Raw genomic sequence first — 17,017 nt, forward strand, 5'->3', positions numbered from 1 at the left:
CGCCACAGTCGCTGCCGACACCGCCCATTCGAGCGAACTCCGGCAACTCGCGCTGACTGCCCGCCCCGCCGGTGACCTGGGTCTCCGGCGGGGCGTCCCTGTGTTCGGGTCGCGCCGCCTTTGGCCGGTGCGTGTTCGCGCGGCTACTGTCTGCACGCGCAGCTCCCCGGTCCATCGGTCCGCCCGCCCGGGCGGCAGGGGGCTGCACGCAGCGGAAGGGAGTGCGGCTTCCTGTGGCGACCCATCGGCGTCTTTCACAGTCCGGCCTCACACAGAGCGCCCGGGTAACTGTCTACTCCGCCGCCGCGGCAACGGCCGCGGCAGCGCTCGCGACTTCCCCTGCGAGCGCCGACCCCCAGGGCACCCGCCAGGCCACCGCCACGAGCACCCAGGCGCGGGTCGACCGGCTCTTCGAGCAGGCCGAGCAGGCCACCGAGCGGTTCAACCGGGCCGACGAGCTCGCCGACGGACTGCGCGCCGAGGTCGGGAGGGTCCGTGACCGGGTCGCCAGGGGCCAGGACCGCATCAACCGGATGCGGGGGGCGCTCGGTTCGGTCGCCGGAGCGCAGTACCGGGCGGGCGGTATCGACCCGGCCCTGGCGCTGTTGCTGTCCGCGAGCCCCGACAGCTACCTCGCCAAGGCGGCGGCCCTCGACCGTATCGGCGACCGCCAGGTCGGCGCCCTGAGCGAACTCAGGGCCGCCCAGCGGGGCCTGGGGCGCCAGCGCGCCGAGGCCACCGCGAAGCTCGGCGAACTCGAACGCAGCCGGGCAGCCGTCGCCCGCCACAAGCGGACCGTCGAGCGCAAGCTCGCCGAGGCGCGCCGGCTACTCGACTCGCTGCCGTCGGCCGAACGCGAGGAGTTCGACGGCCGGTCCTCACGTTCCGGCGGCGGCGAGACACCGCCCACGCCCGCTGCGGCGGGCGACGCACCCGCCTCCGGGCGGGCGTCGGCCGCCGTGCGGGCCGCGCTGCGGGCGGTGGGCAAGCCGTACATCTGGGGCGCCAACGGGCCGTCCGGCTTCGACTGTTCCGGGCTCACCCAGTGGTCGTACGCGCAGGCCGGCGTCTCCCTGCCGCGCACCTCGCAGGCGCAGCGGTACGCCGGCCGGCAGGTCTCCCTCGACCAGGCCCAGCCCGGCGACCTCGTGGCCTACCGCGACGACGCCAGCCACATCGGCATGTACGTCGGCAACGGCCAGGTGGTGCACGCGCCCTACCCGGGAGCCCCGGTGCGCTACGACCCCGTCGCCATGATGCCCGTCTCGTCGGTGACCCGGGTCTGACCACGGCGCCCAGCGGGCCCGTACGATCGCCGGATGGCAGGTCGGCGGTACGGGTCGCGGTGGGCGCGGCGGAGGCGGTGGGCGGGGCCTGTCGTCGCCACGCTGGTCCTCGCGTCCGGGTGCTCTACCCCGGCCCGGCCCGCGGACACCGCGACGCGGGACATCCAGCGGATGCTGGACCGCAGGGCGGACGCCGTCACCGACCTCGACGAGGCGGCTTTCCTGTCCGTCGTCGACGCCGGGGCGGTGCGGCTGCGGGCCGCGGAGCGCCGGGAGTTCGCGAACCTCGCCGAGGTGCCGCTGCGCTCCTGGGAGTACCGGCTGACCGGCCTCGACCGCACGGACACCGGCCGGGTCACCGTCGACGTCGAGCTGCGCTACCGGCTCGAAGGGCACGACGAAGCCCCCGTGAAGGCGGCCGAGAAGCTGGACCTGGCCGAACGCGGCGGGCGCTGGTACGTCGCGGCCGACCTGACCGGCAGCGGAGCGGGGCGTCAGTTGTGGGAGCAGGGCAGAGTCACCGTCGTACGGGGTGAACGCAGCCTGGTGCTCGGCGTCGGCCAGGACGCGAAGCGGCTGCGCGACACGGCCCGGGCCGCCGACCGCGCGGTGCCGGTGGCCGACCGGGCGTGGCCGGGCCGGTGGGCGCGGCGGGTGGTGGTCCTGGTGCCCGCGTCGCTGGAGGCCATGGGATCGCTGCTGGGCGCACCGGCGGCCGGGTACCGGGGTATAGCGGCCGTCACGACCGGCGAGGCCGGGGGCGGCGGGGACGGGGGGCCGGGGACGGCGCCCGCGCCGGCGGACCGGGTGATCGTCAATCCCGAGGCGTATGCGCTGCTGGGCGCGCACGGGCGGCAGGTGGTCCTCACCCACGAGACGGCGCACGTCGCCACCCGGGCGCACACCTCGGCCGCCACCCCGCTGTGGCTCTCGGAGGGCTTCGCCGACTGGACGGCGTACCGCGAGAGCAGCCGCCTGGCGGGCGAGATCGCACCGCAGCTCCAGCGGGCGGTACGGGCGGGGGAGGCGCCGGCGGAGCTGCCGGTGGACGAGGACTTCGGCTTTGCGGGGGACGGGGGTAGGGACGCCGGAGCTTTGGCGCGGGCGTACGAGGGCGCCTGGCTTGCGTGCGAGCTGATCGCGCGGGAGTGGGGCGAGGCGAAGCTCACCGCGTTCTACCGGGCGGTGGGGACGGAGCGGGAGCGGGGAAAGCGGGAGGATGCCGTGGCGCAGGCGATGCGGGGGGAGCTGGGGACTACGTCGGAGGACTTCTCGGCGCGCTGGCGGGAGTACGTACGCGAACGGCTCGGGTGAGCCACGCGGGAGAACTCCCCGGCCGAGCCGCAGCACGGGACAAAATCAGCCTGTCCGGCGCTTGAGGACCGGGGTCCGGGGCCGGAGCCCCGGTTCGGGAAGGGGCGGGTCGGGGAAAGCCCCGGCAGGGCCAAACCCGGGCCACACTCGGGCCAGGCCCGCGCCCCCCGGCACACCCAGCCCGTTCGGCGTTTGGGGACGGACGCTGGACGCTGGTCCGCGCCTACGACCGCAGAAGCTCCCGTTCCTCCGCCCGCGGCCCGGGCAGCACGCTCTCCGGCGCCGCACCAGGAACGGTGTCCAGCCACAGCCGCTTCGCGGCCATCAGGGTCGCCGCGACCAGGAGGCCGTTGCGTACCACCAGCAGCAGTACGCCCCACACGTCGCTCGCGACGACGTGCGAGAACCAGATCGGGAATTCCAGCAGCGTCACGCCCGTCGCGGCCAGCACCAGCCACGCGGGCCGGTCCATGCGGCTGCCCCGGAAGGCCAGGCACGTGGCGGCCAGGCCGACCAGCCACAGCAGGTACTGGGGGCTGATCACCCGGCTCGTGGTCGTGAACAGCAGCACCGCGGTGAACGCCGCGTCGGACACGGTTGACGCCCGGAAGATCCGCGCGCGCAGCCGCCACAGCAGCAGCCAGCCGAACGCCACCGCCGTCAGCCCCATCGCCGCCGTACTGACCAGCGGCACGTACGGGCCGAGGAACTCCATCGAGCCGTAGTTGAGCAGCACCTCGCCCTCCCAGCCGAAGTGCCGGGCGACGTGGAAGACGAGCGCGCCCAGCGACTCGATCTCCGTGCCCCGGTCACGCTGAAAGGTCAGGAAGGCCAGCGCCCCCGGCATCGTCGCGCAGAGCAGCGCCAGCAGTGCGGCGGAGGCCACTGCCGCCGCCGTCCAGGCCAGCCGGGTCCCGCGCCCGCGGGCCGTGCCGGCCAGCAGCAGCGCCGGCCACACCTTCAGCAGCGCCCCGAAGCCCGCGAGCGCGCCCAGCAGGCGCGGGTGGCGCGCCCCGGCCAGCAGGGCCGCCACGGCGACCGCGGTGACCATCACGTCGTACCTGGCGTACGCCGTCGGGCCCAGCAGCGGCAGGCCCGCGACCCACACCCACGCCCCGGCGAACCGCTTGCCGGGGCGCCGGCCGGCGTACACGAGCAGGCCCGTGACCAGGGCGTCCGACAGGCAGGCCAGCAGGAAGAAGGCCTGCGCGTAGCCGAGGAAGGGCAGCACGGCGGGGGAGAGGATCGCGAGGGCGGCGGCCGGCGGGTACTGCCAGGTGACGTCGTCCTGCGGGAAGGTGCCGGTCCTGAGCACCTCGTACCAACCCTGGTAGATCACCGACACGTCGCTGGTGACGTCGGGGCCCGGCACGACGAGCACCTTGAAGACGAACAGCAGCAGTACGGCCCTGGTGAGCACCCAGACAGTCACAATCCGCAGGGGGGCAGGGGGCTTGGTACGGGGTGTGCCCGTCATGACGACCTCGTCCGTTCCGTCGTGGCTGAAGGAGACATGATGCCGGGGCGGCCGTGCGGGTGCCAGGGCGGCCAGGCCGCCAGGACACCGCGCGGTTCGGTACTGTCGGCGGCGATGCACAAGACCTTGATCGTGACCAATGACTTTCCGCCCCGCCCCGGCGGCATCCAGGCGTTCCTGCACAATATGGCCCTGCGCCTGGACCCCGAGCAGCTGGTCGTCTACGCCTCCACCTGGAAGCGCGGCGACGAGGGGGCGCGGGCCACGGCGGCCTTCGACGCCGAGCAGCCGTTCACCGTCGTACGGGACAGGGCGACGATGCTGCTGCCGACGCCCCGCGTCACCCGCCGCGCGGCCGGGCTGCTGCGCGAACACGGCTGCTCCTCCGTGTGGTTCGGCGCCGCGGCCCCGCTCGGGCTGATGGCGCCCGCACTGCGGGAGGCCGGCGCGAGGCGCATCGTCGCCACGACGCACGGCCACGAGGCGGGCTGGGCTCAGCTGCCGGCGTCCCGGCAGTTGCTCCGCAGGATCGGCGAGGGTACGGACACGATCACCTACCTCGGCGAGTACACGCGGTCGCGGATCGCCGCCGCGCTCACCCCGGAGGCCGCAGCACGCATGGTGCAACTGCCGCCGGGCGTCGACGAGGAGACCTTCCACCCCGGCTCCGGCGGCGACGCGGTCCGCGAGCGCCTCGGGCTGGCCGGCCGGCCGGTCGTCGTGTGCGTGTCCCGGCTGGTACCGCGCAAGGGCCAGGACACGCTGATCCTGGCGATGCCCCGGATACTGCGCGCGGTGCCCGACGCGGTCCTGCTGATCGTGGGCGGCGGGCCGTACGCCAAGGAGCTGAGGAAGCTGGCGGCGGAGACGGGCGTGAGCGACTCGGTGCGCTTCACCGGCCCCGTGCCCTGGGCGGAGCTGCCGGCGCACTACGGCGCGGGCGACGTCTTCGCGATGCCATGCCGTACGCGCCGGGGCGGGCTCGACGTCGAGGGGCTCGGCATCGTCTACCTGGAGGCCTCGGCCACCGGCCTGCCGGTCGTGGCCGGCGACTCCGGCGGGGCACCCGACGCCGTACTCGACGGGGAGACGGGGTGGGTGGTGCGAGGCGGGCCCACCGCGGTGGCGGTGGACGACTCGGCCGACCGGATCGCCGCGCTGCTGCAGGAACCTGAACTGCGCCGGCGGATGGGGGAGCGGGGCCGGGCGTGGGTCGAGGAGAAGTGGCGCTGGGACCTGCTCGCGCACAAGCTCAGGGCGCTGCTGTGACGGCCTGAGCTGCCGTGACTGCCTGAAGCCAGCCACGGCGGCCCGTACACCGGTGGAGCCGCGCCGCACCCGCGCCGCACCGGTGTACGCCGCAACGGGCCCGGTCAGCCTCGGTAGATCGCCTCGACCTCGTCGGCGAAGTCCTTCGCCACGACGTTGCGCTTGAGCTTCAGCGACGGCGTGATGTGACCGGCCTCCTCGGTGAACTGGGTCGCCAGGACACGGAACTTGCGCACCGACTCCGCCTTCGACACCGCCGCGTTGCCGTCGTTCACCGCCTGCTGGACGACCGCGAGCAGCTCCGGGTCCTCCCGCAGCGCCGCCGCCGTCGAACCGGCCGGCTTGCCGTTCTCGGCCGCCCAGCGGGCCAGGAACTCATCGTCGAGGGTGATCAGCGCGCCGACGAACGGCCGCCCGTCGCCCACCACCATGCACTCCGCGACCAGCGCGTGCGCCCGGATGCGGTCCTCGATCACCGCCGGGGCGACGTTCTTGCCGCCCGCCGTGACGATGATCTCCTTCTTGCGGCCGGTGATCGCGAGGTAGCCGTCCTCGTCGAGCGTGCCGATGTCACCGGTGTGGAACCAGCCGTCGGTCAGCGCCTCGGCGGTGGCCGACTCGTTGTTCCAGTACCCCGAGAACAGATGCTCGCCGTGCAGCAGCACCTCACCGTCGTCGGCTATCCGCACGACTGAGCCGGGCAGCGGCTGGCCGACCGTACCGATCTTCTGTCGGTCCCACGGGTTGAACGCGGTCGCCGCGCACGACTCCGTCAGCCCGTACCCCTCCAGGACCGTGAAGCCGATGCCGCGGAAGAAGTGGCCGAGGCGCTCGCCCAGCGGAGCGCCGCCGGAGATCGCGTACTCGCCGCGGCCGCCGAGCACCGCGCGCAGCTTGCTGTAGACCAGCTTGTCGAACAGCCTGTGCTTGAGCTTGAGCCCGAGACCCGGGCCCTGGGGGGTGCCGATCGCCCGGCTGTAGGCGATCGCGGTGTCCGCGGCCCTGTCGAAGATCTTGCCCTTGCCGTCGGCCTGCGCCTTGGCCCGCGCAGAGTTGTAGACCTTCTCGAAGACGCGCGGCACACCGAGGATCAACGTCGGCCGGAAGGAGGCCAGTTCGTCGGTGAGGTTCTTGATGTCCGGTACGCAGCCGAGCTTGATCGGCGCCATCACCGCTGCCACCTCGACGAGCCGCCCGAAGACGTGCGCGGCGGGCAGGAAGAGCAGCACCGAGCACTCGCCGGTACGGAACAGGGGCTTCAGGCGCTCCACCGCGTTGCCGCACTCCGCGAAGAAACTGCGGTGGCTCAGCACACAGCCCTTGGGGCGGCCCGTGGTGCCCGACGTGTAGACGATGGTCGCCGGGTCGTCGGCCTTGGCGCTCGCGCTGCGCTCGTCGACCGTCCCGTCCGTGATCTCGGCGCCGGAGGTACGCAGATCCTCCACCGCGCCCCGGTCGATCTCCCAGACGTGCTGCAGGGCCGGCAGCCCGTCGCGCACGGACGCCACCGCGGCGGCGTGCGCCTCGCTCTCGACGATCACGGCGACCGCGCCGGAGTCGCCCAGGATCCACTGCACCTGCTCGGCGGAGCTGGTCTCGTACACCGGCACGGTCACCGCCCCGGCGCTCCAGATCGCGAAATCCATCTGCACCCACTCGTAGCGGGTACGGGACATCAGGGCGACCCGGTCGCCCGGCTGGACGCCGGCCGCGATCAGGCCCTTGGCGGCGGCCCGGACCTCGGCGAGGAACTCGGTCGCGGTGACATCAGTCCAGGTGCCCCCGACCTTGCGGCTCATCACCGCCACATCGGGGTGCTGCGTGGCGTTGCGGCGGATGAGATCTGTCAGGTTGCCGTCCGAGGGGACCTCGTACAGGGCCGGAAGGCTGAACTCGCGCAAGACTGCTGCTCCTCATCGGGCGCCGGCGCCACGTCGGTGTGCACGTCGGCTGCGGTCCAAGACCGGGCAGGTGCTCAGTGGGGTGAGCACGTTTGGACTGCCCGGACGTTACCCACCAGTAGTCGGTTCCCGATAGGGGGGTCCGGCCAGATGTCTGCTGCATCACACGAGGTGACGGTGCTTCGCGCAGACTAGTCCACCCCTGCGGCGACACGGAAGTTACCGCAGGTCCGGCCACCTCTAGTGCCCCTCCCGGCAAGCTTTGCCCGGGAAGGGCCCCTCTACCTCAGAGGAACGCGGGCGTCCTAGTGTGATCGTCATGCGAGTGCATGTGGTCAGCGACGTACACGGCAACGCCAGAGACCTGGCCCGGGCGGGCGACGGCGCGGACGCCCTCGTCTGCCTCGGTGACCTGGTCCTCTTCCTCGACTACGCCGACCACTCACGCGGCATCTTCCCCGACCTGTTCGGCACCGCGAACGCGGACCTGATCGTCGAGCTGCGCACCGCGCGCCGCTTCGAGGAGGCGCGCGAGCTGGGCCGCAGGCTGTGGGCCGGCGTCGACCGGGCCGGCGCCACCGAGGCGGCGGTACGCAAGCAGTACGCCGAACTCTTCGCGGCCTTCCCCACACCGACGTACGCCACCTACGGCAACGTCGACATGCCGCCGCTGTGGCCCGAATACGCCCGCCCGGGCACCACCGTCCTCGACGGCGAGCGCGTCGAGATCGGCGGCCGTGTCTTCGGCTTCGTCGGCGGCGGCCTGCGGACCCCGATGCGCACGCCGTACGAGATCGACGACGAGGAGTACGCCGCCAAGGTCGAGGCTTTGGGCGAGGTCGACGTGCTCTGCTCGCACATTCCGCCCGAGGTTCCCGAGCTGGTGTACGACACCGTGGCCCGCCGGTTCGAGCGCGGCAGCCGGGCGCTGCTCGACGCGATCCGCCGCACCCGCCCCCGGTACGCCCTCTTCGGCCACGTGCACCAACCGCAGGTCCAGCGCATGCGCGTCGGCGCCACCGAATGCGTGAACGTCGGCCATTTCGCGGCCACCGGCCGCCCCTGGGCCCTGGAGTGGTGACCTGACGGGGCGCGATAGCCTGCACGCGGCACATGCCCCTGACCGGAACCGCACTGGAGGAGCCACAGTGATGGCGGAACACACCAGCTCGAGCATCATGATCGAGGCGACACCGGCCGACGTGATGGGCGTGATCGCCGACTTCGCCCGCTACCCCGAGTGGACCGGCGAGGTGAAGGAGGCGGAGGTCCTCGGCACCGACGCCCAGGGCCGTGCCGAGCAGGTACGCCTGCTGCTGGATGCCGGCGCGATCAAGGACGACCACACCCTCGCGTACACCTGGACCGGAGCCCGCGAGGTCAGCTGGACGCTGGTCAAGTCGCAGATGCTGCGCGCGATCGACGGCTCGTACAGCCTCGCCCCGGTCGGTCCTGACCGCACGGAGGTCACGTACCGGCTGACGGTCGACGTCAAGATCCCGATGCTGGGCATGATCAAGCGCAAGGCCGAGAAGGTCATCATCGACCGGGCCCTGGCCGGTCTGAAGAAGCGCGTCGAGAGCGCACCGAAAGCCTGATGTCCTGATGCCCACGGCCCAGCGAACCCTCCTGGTCACCGGCCCCGGCGGCGCCGGCCGCACCACGGTCGCCGCCGCGACCGCCGTGGCCGCCGCGCGGGCCGGGCGCCGCGTACTGGTGCTGTCCGCCGACCCGGTGGACACCCTGGGCGCGGCCCTCGGCATACGCACCGGATCCGCGCCGGCCGAGGCCGCGCCGGGGCTCTGGGCGGCCAGGACCGACTCGGGCGCCCAGTTCCGACGGGAACTGCTGGCGCTCCAGGAACGGGCGGGGACCGCGCTCGACCTGCTCGGCGCGAACCGTCTGGACGGCGGGGAGCTGACAGAGCTGCCGGGCAGCGAACAGTTCGCGCTGCTGCACGCCCTGCGGGCCTTCGGCCCCGACGGCGCCGACCGGGGAGCGTACGACCTTCTCGTCGTCGACCTGCCACCGTTGAACTCGGCCCTGGCCACCCTCGCCCTTCCCGAACAGCTGCGCCGCTACCTGCGCCGGCTCCTGCCGCCCGAGCGCCAGGCCGCCCGCGCGCTGCGGCCCGTGCTCGCCCAGCTCGCCGGTGTCCCCATGCCCGCGCAGTGGCTGTACGAGGCCGCGGCCCGCCGCGAAACGGAACTGGCCGCCGTCCAGGGGCTGCTCGCCGACCCCGGCACGACGGTGCGACTGGTCGCCGAGCCGGGGCCGGCGGGCACCGATGCTCTGCGTACGGCCCGCAGCGCACTGGCCCTCTTCGGCCTCACCGTCGAGACGGTGACGGCGAACCGGGTCCTGCCGCCCGACTCCCCGGACACCTGGCTGGCCACGCTCGCGGGACAGCAGCACAAGAGCCTCGCCGAGTGGCACGACGCCTGGCAGCCGGCGGCGCCGGTCCGCGAGGTGCGTCACCTGGGCCGTGATCCGCGCGGCCTGGAGGATCTCGCCGAGCTGGCGGGCCCGGAGGGCCTGCAAGCCCCTGCCGCCCCGGCCGCCGAGGCCGGGCCGAGACCTGAGGCCCGGCCGTGGCCCGTCGAGGACCGGCTGGCCGAGGACGGGGTCCTCGTCTGGCACCTTCCGCTGCCCGGCGCCCGCAAGGAAGACCTCGGCCTGGTCCGGCGCGGCGACGAACTCGTCGTCGACGTGGGCGCGTTCCGCCGGATCCTGCCCCTGCCGTCCGCCCTGCGCCGCTGCGAGGTCTCGGGCGCCGGCCTGGCGGACGGGGTGCTGCGGGTGCGATTCGGTCCCGATCCCCGGCTCTGGCCGCAAGCACGATGAACCTCCTGCCACCGTTCGGGTAACGTCGGAGGTACGGGACGTACGTACCGTACGAACCGCCCGCCCTGCCGCAGGAGTGTCCGCCATGAGCGATGCCACCGAGCGTCCCGCACCTGAGCCGCAGCCCGAGCCCGCCGGGCCCGAGGGCGTCCGGCCCCGGGCCGCCGAGCCCGAGGCCGATGCCTGGGCGAAGGCGTGCGCCGAGGACCTCGCCGCCGAGAAGGCGCGCCGTCGCGCCGGCGCCGGGGCGCAGCCGGGGTCCGCCGCCGATGAGCTGCGCAAGCTCGTCGACGCCGTCGCCGACAAGGTCTCCTCCCTCCAGTCGTCGCTGCCCGGCACGGCCGCGCAGGGCGCCGTCAGCCAGTTCATCAACCAGGCGAAGGCAGCCGTCGAGCCGGTCATCGAGCGCAATCCGGACGTCTTCGACCACCTGGCCGCCGCGGGCGGCGAGCTGCTGGCCGCGTACCGCTCCGCCGTGCAGCGCCAGGAAGGCGGCTGGACCCGCGACTCGTCGCCCACCGGCGGTGTGCCGACCGGTGACGCCAAGCGGGACGACGGCCCCGAGGGCCCGTCCGCGGGCGAGCAGATCGACCTTGACTGACCCCACCCTCGGGTACGGTTGCCCCTAGCGGGGCTCGACCGAAAACTGAGGGACACATGGGACTCACCATCGGCGTCGACATCGGCGGCACGAAGATCGCGGCAGGCGTGGTCGACGAAGAGGGCACCATTCTCGACACGCACAAGGTGCCCACGCCGCCGACCGCCGAAGGCATCGTCGACGCCATCTGCTCCACGGTGTCCGAGGCCGGCAAGGGGCACGACATCGAGGCCGTCGGCATCGGTGCCGCGGGTTACGTCGACGACAAGCGCGCCACCGTCCTCTTCGCGCCGAACATCCACTGGCGGCACGAGCCGCTGAAGGACAAGGTCGAGCAGCGGGTCGGCATGCCCGTGGTCGTCGAGAACGACGCGAACGCGGCGGCCTGGGGCGAGTACAGGTTCGGCGCGGGCAAGGGCCACGAGGACGTCATCTGCATCACCCTGGGCACCGGCCTCGGCGGCGGCATCATCATCGGCAACAAGCTGCGCCGCGGACGCTTCGGCGTCGCCGCCGAGTTCGGCCACATCCGGGTCGTGCCGGACGGTCTGCTGTGCGGCTGCGGAAGCCAGGGCTGCTGGGAGCAGTACGCGTCCGGACGGGCCCTCGTCAGGTACGCCAAGCAGCGCGCCAACGCCACCCCCGAGAACGCCGGGATCCTGCTCGCCCTGGGCGACGGCACGGTCGAGGGCATCGAGGGCAAGCACATCAGCGCGGCCGCCCGCCAGGGCTGTCCGGTGGCCGTCGACTCCTTCCGGGAGCTGGCCCGCTGGGCGGGCGCGGGCCTCGCCGACCTGGCGTCGCTGTTCGACCCGTCGGCGTTCATCGTCGGCGGCGGGGTCTCCGACGAAGGCGAGCTGGTGCTCGACCCGATCCGCAAGTCCTTCCGGCGCTGGCTGATCGGCGGCCAGTGGCGTCCGCACGCGCAGGTGCTCGCGGCGCAACTGGGCGGCGAGGCCGGCCTGGTCGGCGCGGCGGACCTGGCCCGCCAAGGCTGACGACCGGATCCGCCGGCGCGGATCCGACAGCGCGGTGGTGCCCGCTGCGCCCTCTTGGGGTGCGGCGGGCATTTCCGTATCTTGATCCGCATGGCGACGAGTTCGACTGGTCCGACGAGTACGCTGCCCGACTCCCGTACCGAGCCGGACGGTTCGGCCGTGATCCGCGTCCTCAGCTACAACATCCGCTCGATGCGCGACGACCGCGAGGCGCTGGCCCGGGTCATCAGCGCGTGCGCACCCGACCTGGTACTGGTCCAGGAGGCGCCGCGCTTCTTCCGCTGGCGCAAGCGGGCGGCGTGGCTCGCGGCCCGCACCGGCCTGGTGGTGCTCGGCGGCGGCGCCACCGCTTCGGGGCCGCTGCTGCTGTGCTCGCTGCGGGCGACGGTGGAGCGTACCCAGGACGTGCTGCTTCCGCGCACGCCCGGGCTGCACCAGCGGGGGTTCGCGACGGCGGTGGTACGGATCGGGGGTGTGCGGCTCGGCGTGGTGAGCGCTCACCTCAGCCTTCAGCGTGACGAACGGTACGCACAGGGCGGGCTGCTGCTGGAGCGGCTGAGCGCGATGGGGGTGCCGCACGCGATCGCGGGGGGCGACCTCAACGAGCGTCCTCAGGGGCGGACGTTTCGCCGGCTGGCGGGGGAGCTGCAGGACTGCTGGGCGGTGAAGCCGTGGGGCGGCGAGCACACGTCGACGCCGGGCGACCCCCATCAGCGGATCGACGCGGTCTTCGCGACGCCGGGTATCGAAGTACTGGGCTGCGGAGTGCCGTTGGGGCTCCCGGACGCCGACGTGAGGGCGGCGACGGACCACCTCCCGGTGCTGGCGGCGCTGCGGGTACCGGCGGCGTAGCCGGGACTCTGCCCCCGGACCTGCTCCTCGAACGCCCGGCGGGCGTCCGGGGGCCGGCCTATACGACCGCGCCGCGGCCGGGGTCGTCGTCCTCGTCGTCGTCGTGCGCCATCCGCCCCACCAGCGTGGCGAACCCGCCGAGGAACCCGCCGACGCCCAGCGTCGTGAGCCACCAGGTCATGTCCCACTGGAGCAGCATGGCGATGAGCAGCAACAGCGGACCGCCTATGACCGCGAGCCACGCGAACTTGGCCGTTGTGTCGGCGGGCGGCAGCGGCGGCGGCTCCGGCGGGACGAAGTGGCCCTCGTCGCCCTCGTCGCCGTCTTCCAGGTCGTCGTCGCCCGGCTCGGCCAGCGAGTAGTTGCGCGGGCCGCCGACACCCGGCGCGAACACTACGGAGCTGCCGAGCGACGACGCCGGCTCGGCGTCGTCCCGGTCGCCCCCGGCCCCGGCTCCCGCACCGGCATCGGCTCCCGCACCGGGGTCGGCACCGGCCTCGGCCGGGTCCTTCCTCAAGGACTTCTTCGGACGGTCCGTGCCCGTCCCGTTGCGCTCGCCCTCCAGCAGCGTCAGGTCCTCGATCGACTTGAACGGCTTCGCGCCCGGCGGGTCCGGCGGCTCGGCGCCGTACCCCGCGACGATCGCGGCCCACGCCGCGTCCTCGTCCACCGAGGCGGACTCCCCGGCCGGGGTGCCCGCGGCAGGCGTGCCCGCGGCAGGCGTGCCCGCGGCAGGCGTGCCCCCGGCCGCAGCCGGGGTGACCGCACCCTCGTCCGGCTCCCGCTCGTCCTCGCGGCCCGCAGGCTCCGCGTCGTGCTCAGCCACCGGTCGTGCTCCCCTTCTTACCGACACTCGGAGCGAGGCGGCCGATGAACGCATAACTGTCGTCGAAGATCCGCTCCGCGTCATGGTCCAACGTCGCGACGTGGTAGCTCTGTTCCAGCAGTGTCTCGGTGACGTCCGTCGAGGAGACCCGGCCGAGGATCCGGGCCGAGTCGGCCGGCGGCACCACGTGATCCTGCGGGCTGTGCAGCAGCAGCAGCGGCTGTGTCACCTGCGGCAGCTCGGAGTCGACGAGCCGGAAGAAGTTCCGCACGGAGTGGGCGGCGTGCAGCGGGACCCGGTCGTATCCGACCTCCTCCGCGCCCGCCTTGGCGATGTCGCTGCGCAGCCCCTTCGTCGTACGGACGAGATGGCGGGCCACCGGCAGCGCGTACGCGGAGAGGCCGTGCACCTTGTTCGCCGGGTTGACCACGGCGACACCCGTGATCGCGTCCCCGTGCTTCGCGGCCAGGCGCAGCGCCAGCGCGCCGCCCATCGAGAGCCCGAAGACGAAGACCTGGCCGCACTGCTCGGCGAGGACCCGCAGCTCGCGGTCGACCTCGGCGTACCAGTCCTGCCAGCCCGTGAGCTGCATGTCCTCCCAGCGGGTGCCGTGCCCGGGCAGCAGCGGCAGGGACACCGTCAGCCCGCGCTCGGCCAGATGATCGGCCCAGGGGCGCATCGACTGCGGGGAACCGGTGAAGCCGTGACAGAGGAGGACGCCGACCTCCCCGCCCTCGTGGCGGAACGGCTCGGCTCCAGGGAGGACCGGCACCGGGGTCTCCTGTTCATGAGTCATGAGTCATCAGTCAGATGTACTTCACCGTACGCGACCGGACTGACACCGACCAGATCCGTCGGCCGGCCAGTGCGCAGGAGGGCAGACCGGGCGCGGGTTATGGTCTGTTCAACGCACAAGGGAAGGCATTCGGTTGATCTACGGCGCAATGAAGTTCTCCATCGGCGGGTCCCTGAAGGTCGCCTTCAGGCCCACAGTGGAGGGCCTCGAGAACATTCCCGCCGAGGGGCCGGCGATCCTCGCGAGCAACCATCTGTCGTTCTCGGACTCCTTCTTCCTGCCCGCGGTCCTCGACCGCAAGGTCACCTTCATCGCCAAGGCCGAGTACTTCACCACGCCGGGCGTCAAGGGAAAGCTCACCGCCGCCTTCTTCAAGGGCGTCGGCCAGCTCCCCGTGGACCGCTCGGGCGGACGTGGCGCGGGTGAGGCCGCGATCAGGGCCGGCATCCAGGTCATCGAGGGCGGTGGCCTCTTCGGCATCTACCCGGAGGGCACCCGCTCGCCCGACGGCCGCCTCTACCGGGGCAAGCCCGGCGGCCTCGCCCGGGTGGCACTGGCCACCGGAGCCCCCGTGATCCCGGTCGCCATGATCGACACGGAGAAAATCCAGCCGCCCGGCAAGGTCGTACCCAAGCTGATGCGCCCGGGGATCAGGATCGGCAAGCCGCTGGACTTCAGCCGCTATCACGGCATGGACGGCGACCGGTTCATTCTCCGGTCGGTGACCGACGAGGTCATGTACGAGATCATGAAGCTCTCCGGCCAGGAGTACGTCGACATCTACGCCACGGCGGCCAAGCGCCAGATAGCCGACGCCGAGAAGGCGGCCAAGGCGGACAAGGCCAAGGCCGACAAGGTCAAAGCGGTGAAGGCCGCGGCGGAACGTTCTCGGGCGTAACGGAGTCCGTCCAGGGGTGGGGATGATGGCGAAGGCGCGGAGCGAGCGGGTCGTGCGGATGTCGGTCGAGCAGCCGCTGTGGCGTGCGCTGACCGGCTACCGCATCATGACGATGCTCTACGCGGTGCTCCTCTTCGCCTTCACCCGGGAGACGTTCGAGCGCCCGTGGGTGGCCATCGTCTTCCTCGCGGTGATGTCGGTGTGGACCCTCGTCACGCTCCCCAAGGTGGCGAACGCCGCGAGCTGCACCCGGCGGTTCCTCGTCGCCGACCTTACCCTCGCCCTCACCGGCATCCTGCTCACCCCGCTCGCCGACTTCCAGGCCCAGCAGATCGACGGTCCGACGCTGCCGACGATATGGACCGCCGGTTCCGTCCTGGCGTTCGCGATCAAGGGCGGCTGGCGCTGGGCGGCGTTCGCGTCCTCCTTCGTCGCCGTCGCCAACATCATCGAGCGCGGCAGCCCCAGCCGGGACACCTTCCACAACGTCCTGCTGGTGTGGGTCGCCTCCATCGCCATCGGCTACGTCGTCGAGGTCGCCCGCGCCTCCGAGCGCACACTCGCCCGGGCCCTGGAGATCGAGGCGGCGACCCGCGAACGCGAACGCCTGGCCCGCGACATCCACGACAGCGTCCTGCAGGTCCTCGCCATGGTGCAGCGCCGCGGCACCTCGCTCGGCGGCGAGGCGGCGGAGCTCGGCAGGATGGCCGGGGAGCAGGAAGTGGCGTTGCGCACCCTGGTCTCCAGTGGCCTGGTTCCGGCCACGCGCGTCTCGCGGGACGCGGCGCTGGGCGCGGTCGTCCGGGCGGTCGAGGTCGAGGTGGACGACGCCGGTGTACACCTCGGGGACGGGGACCGCTGCGACCTGCGCTCGCTGCTTGCCGTGCATGCCGGATCGAAGGTCAGCCTCGCCGAACCCGGGGCCCCGGTCCTGCTGGAGCGGGCCGCGGCCGGGGAGCTGGCGGCGGCTGTCGGTGCCGCCATGGACAATGTCCGCAGGCACGCCGGCGAGGACGCCCAGGCCTGGATTCTGGTCGAGGACTGGCCGCAGGAGGTCGTGGTGACGGTCCGTGACGACGGTCCCGGCATTCCGGACGGACGGCTCGCCCAGGCGGAGGGCGAGGGGCGGCTCGGCGTCGCGCTGTCCATCCGCGGGCGGCTGCGGGACATCGGCGGCACGGCCGAGCTGATCTCGGTTCCGGGGCAGGGCACAGAAGTCGAACTGAAGGTTCCGCGGGGGAAGGCAGGACAGGCACGATGAGCGAAGAGCAGCCGGATGCGCAGGCCATCCGAGTAATGGTGGTCGATGACCACCCGATGTGGCGGGACGCGGTCGCCCGCGACCTCGCCGCCGCGGGCTTCGACGTGGTCGCCACGGCCGGCGACGGCCCGCAGGCGGTGCGCCGGGCCCGGGCCGTGACGCCCCAGGTCCTCGTTCTGGACCTCAATCTGCCGGGGATGCCCGGCGCCCGGGTCTGCAAGGAGCTGGTCGGCGCCGACCCGGCGATGCGGGTCCTGGTGCTGTCCGCGAGCGGCGAGCACGCCGACGTACTGGAAGCGGTGAAGTCCGGTGCGACCGGCTACCTGCTGAAGTCGGCGGGGCCCGACGAACTCATCGACGCGGTACGGCGCACGGCGGCCGGTGACCCCGTCTTCACGCCGGGCCTGGCCGGCCTGGTCCTCGGCGAGTACCGGCGGCTGGCCCACGGCCCTGCCCCGGTCCGCTCCGACGAACCGAAGGCGCCGCAGCTCACCGACCGCGAGACCGAGGTGCTGCGGCTGGTCGCCAAGGGGCTGTCGTACAAGCAGATCGCCGAACGCCTGGTGATCTCGCACCGCACCGTGCAGAACCATGTGCAGAACACTCTCGGCAAGCTCCAGCTGCACAACCGGGTGGAACTCGTCCGGTACGCCATCGAGCGCGGCCTCGACGACATCGGACGGTAGTCCGGGCC

At 72.9% G+C, this 17,017-nt stretch carries 16 protein-coding genes; 12 read left to right on the forward strand and 4 right to left on the reverse strand.

Annotated elements, in window-relative coordinates; all coding sequences use genetic code 11:
* The first annotated feature begins 233 nt into the window (after positions 1 to 233).
* Together ACU6WZ_RS22255 and ACU6WZ_RS22260 are read left to right on the forward strand one after the other, a co-directional pair.
* Entirely contained in the window at positions 234 to 1,286 is a 1,053-nt protein-coding gene (locus ACU6WZ_RS22255; protein ID WP_447029912.1) for a C40 family peptidase, read from the forward strand.
* Between the two features lie 33 nt (positions 1,287 to 1,319).
* Positions 1,320 to 2,600 carry a hypothetical protein gene (locus ACU6WZ_RS22260; protein ID WP_447029914.1) on the forward strand — a complete coding sequence of 427 codons (1,281 nt, stop codon included), beginning with the start codon at positions 1,320 to 1,322 and terminating at the stop codon, positions 2,598 to 2,600.
* Positions 2,601 to 2,823: 223 nt separating this feature from the next.
* Here ACU6WZ_RS22260 and ACU6WZ_RS22265 read toward each other — a convergent pair whose 3' ends face one another.
* Positions 2,824 to 4,077: a glycosyltransferase 87 family protein gene (locus ACU6WZ_RS22265; RefSeq protein WP_447029916.1), complete on the reverse strand. Its 1,254-nt coding sequence runs from the start codon at positions 4,075 to 4,077 to the stop codon at positions 2,824 to 2,826.
* 114 nt (positions 4,078 to 4,191) lie between these two features.
* On the opposite strand from ACU6WZ_RS22265, the gene ACU6WZ_RS22270 reads away from it, so the two are divergent.
* Positions 4,192 to 5,346: a glycosyltransferase family 4 protein gene (locus ACU6WZ_RS22270; RefSeq protein ID WP_447029917.1), complete on the forward strand. Its 1,155-nt coding sequence runs from the start codon at positions 4,192 to 4,194 to the stop codon at positions 5,344 to 5,346.
* Between the two features lie 104 nt (positions 5,347 to 5,450).
* Here ACU6WZ_RS22270 and ACU6WZ_RS22275 read toward each other — a convergent pair whose 3' ends face one another.
* On the reverse strand, positions 5,451 to 7,247 hold the full coding sequence (locus ACU6WZ_RS22275; RefSeq protein WP_447029918.1) for an AMP-dependent synthetase/ligase: 1,797 nt from the start codon (positions 7,245 to 7,247) through the stop codon (positions 5,451 to 5,453).
* A 319-nt stretch (positions 7,248 to 7,566) separates the two neighbouring features.
* On the opposite strand from ACU6WZ_RS22275, the gene ACU6WZ_RS22280 reads away from it, so the two are divergent.
* The 6 genes from ACU6WZ_RS22280 (at position 7,567) to ACU6WZ_RS22305 (ending at position 12,542) form a co-directional block, all read left to right on the forward strand.
* Positions 7,567 to 8,328, forward strand: coding sequence for a metallophosphoesterase family protein (locus ACU6WZ_RS22280; protein WP_447029919.1), 762 nt, complete (start codon positions 7,567 to 7,569; stop codon positions 8,326 to 8,328).
* A 70-nt stretch (positions 8,329 to 8,398) separates the two neighbouring features.
* Positions 8,399 to 8,845, forward strand: coding sequence for an SRPBCC family protein (locus ACU6WZ_RS22285; RefSeq protein WP_447029920.1), 447 nt, complete (start codon positions 8,399 to 8,401; stop codon positions 8,843 to 8,845).
* A 7-nt stretch (positions 8,846 to 8,852) separates the two neighbouring features.
* A complete protein-coding gene (locus ACU6WZ_RS22290; protein ID WP_447029921.1) occupies positions 8,853 to 10,091 on the forward strand; it encodes an ArsA family ATPase in 1,239 nt (412 codons plus the stop codon).
* An 85-nt stretch (positions 10,092 to 10,176) separates the two neighbouring features.
* The gene (locus ACU6WZ_RS22295) at positions 10,177 to 10,692 is read left to right on the forward strand and encodes a DUF5304 domain-containing protein (RefSeq protein WP_447029922.1); all 516 of its coding nucleotides are present in this window, start codon (positions 10,177 to 10,179) and stop codon (positions 10,690 to 10,692) included.
* 56 nt (positions 10,693 to 10,748) lie between these two features.
* Entirely contained in the window at positions 10,749 to 11,690 is a 942-nt protein-coding gene (locus ACU6WZ_RS22300; protein ID WP_447029924.1) for an ROK family glucokinase, read from the forward strand.
* A gap of 90 nt (positions 11,691 to 11,780) precedes the next feature.
* Positions 11,781 to 12,542, forward strand: a complete 762-nt coding sequence (locus ACU6WZ_RS22305) for an endonuclease/exonuclease/phosphatase family protein (RefSeq protein WP_447029925.1) — start codon at positions 11,781 to 11,783, stop codon at positions 12,540 to 12,542.
* 58 nt (positions 12,543 to 12,600) lie between these two features.
* Here the strand turns inward: ACU6WZ_RS22305 and ACU6WZ_RS22310 are convergent, their stop codons facing one another.
* On the reverse strand, positions 12,601 to 13,368 hold the full coding sequence (locus tag ACU6WZ_RS22310) for a hypothetical protein (protein ID WP_447029926.1): 768 nt from the start codon (positions 13,366 to 13,368) through the stop codon (positions 12,601 to 12,603).
* Positions 13,361 to 14,140 (reverse strand): alpha/beta hydrolase, encoded by a 780-nt coding sequence (locus tag ACU6WZ_RS22315; RefSeq protein ID WP_447034184.1) that lies wholly within the window; start codon positions 14,138 to 14,140, stop codon positions 13,361 to 13,363. The genes ACU6WZ_RS22310 and ACU6WZ_RS22315 overlap by 8 nt, the downstream gene beginning before the upstream one ends.
* Before the next feature lie 157 nt (positions 14,141 to 14,297).
* On the opposite strand from ACU6WZ_RS22315, the gene ACU6WZ_RS22320 reads away from it, so the two are divergent.
* Genes ACU6WZ_RS22320 through ACU6WZ_RS22330 form a run of 3 tightly spaced genes read left to right on the forward strand, consistent with a single transcriptional unit; the run spans position 14,298 to position 17,009 of the window.
* Positions 14,298 to 15,062, forward strand: a complete 765-nt coding sequence (locus ACU6WZ_RS22320) for a lysophospholipid acyltransferase family protein (protein WP_447029927.1) — start codon at positions 14,298 to 14,300, stop codon at positions 15,060 to 15,062.
* Positions 15,063 to 15,084: 22 nt separating this feature from the next.
* Positions 15,085 to 16,323, forward strand: coding sequence for a MacS family sensor histidine kinase (gene macS / locus ACU6WZ_RS22325; RefSeq protein WP_447029929.1), 1,239 nt, complete (start codon positions 15,085 to 15,087; stop codon positions 16,321 to 16,323).
* Positions 16,320 to 17,009 carry a response regulator gene (locus ACU6WZ_RS22330; protein WP_447029930.1) on the forward strand — a complete coding sequence of 230 codons (690 nt, stop codon included), beginning with the start codon at positions 16,320 to 16,322 and terminating at the stop codon, positions 17,007 to 17,009. The genes macS and ACU6WZ_RS22330 overlap by 4 nt, the downstream gene beginning before the upstream one ends.
* Positions 17,010 to 17,017: the final 8 nt, after the last annotated feature.

This window comes from Streptomyces hypolithicus, assembly GCF_052934925.1.

Coding starts and splice junctions, on each gene's coding strand:
- ACU6WZ_RS22260 (WP_447029914.1), top strand. CDS start 1,320: ATGGCAGGTCGGCGGTACGGGTCGCGGTGGGCGCGGCGGAGGCGGTGG.
- ACU6WZ_RS22270 (WP_447029917.1), top strand. CDS start 4,192: ATGCACAAGACCTTGATCGTGACCAATGACTTTCCGCCCCGCCCCGGC.
- ACU6WZ_RS22295 (WP_447029922.1), top strand. CDS start 10,177: ATGAGCGATGCCACCGAGCGTCCCGCACCTGAGCCGCAGCCCGAGCCC.
- ACU6WZ_RS22305 (WP_447029925.1), top strand. CDS start 11,781: ATGGCGACGAGTTCGACTGGTCCGACGAGTACGCTGCCCGACTCCCGT.
- ACU6WZ_RS22280 (WP_447029919.1), top strand. CDS start 7,567: ATGCGAGTGCATGTGGTCAGCGACGTACACGGCAACGCCAGAGACCTG.
- macS (WP_447029929.1), top strand. CDS start 15,085: ATGATGGCGAAGGCGCGGAGCGAGCGGGTCGTGCGGATGTCGGTCGAG.
- ACU6WZ_RS22265 (WP_447029916.1), bottom strand. CDS start 4,077: ATGACGGGCACACCCCGTACCAAGCCCCCTGCCCCCCTGCGGATTGTG.
- ACU6WZ_RS22290 (WP_447029921.1), top strand. CDS start 8,853: ATGCCCACGGCCCAGCGAACCCTCCTGGTCACCGGCCCCGGCGGCGCC.
- ACU6WZ_RS22300 (WP_447029924.1), top strand. CDS start 10,749: ATGGGACTCACCATCGGCGTCGACATCGGCGGCACGAAGATCGCGGCA.
- ACU6WZ_RS22330 (WP_447029930.1), top strand. CDS start 16,320: ATGAGCGAAGAGCAGCCGGATGCGCAGGCCATCCGAGTAATGGTGGTC.
- ACU6WZ_RS22285 (WP_447029920.1), top strand. CDS start 8,399: ATGGCGGAACACACCAGCTCGAGCATCATGATCGAGGCGACACCGGCC.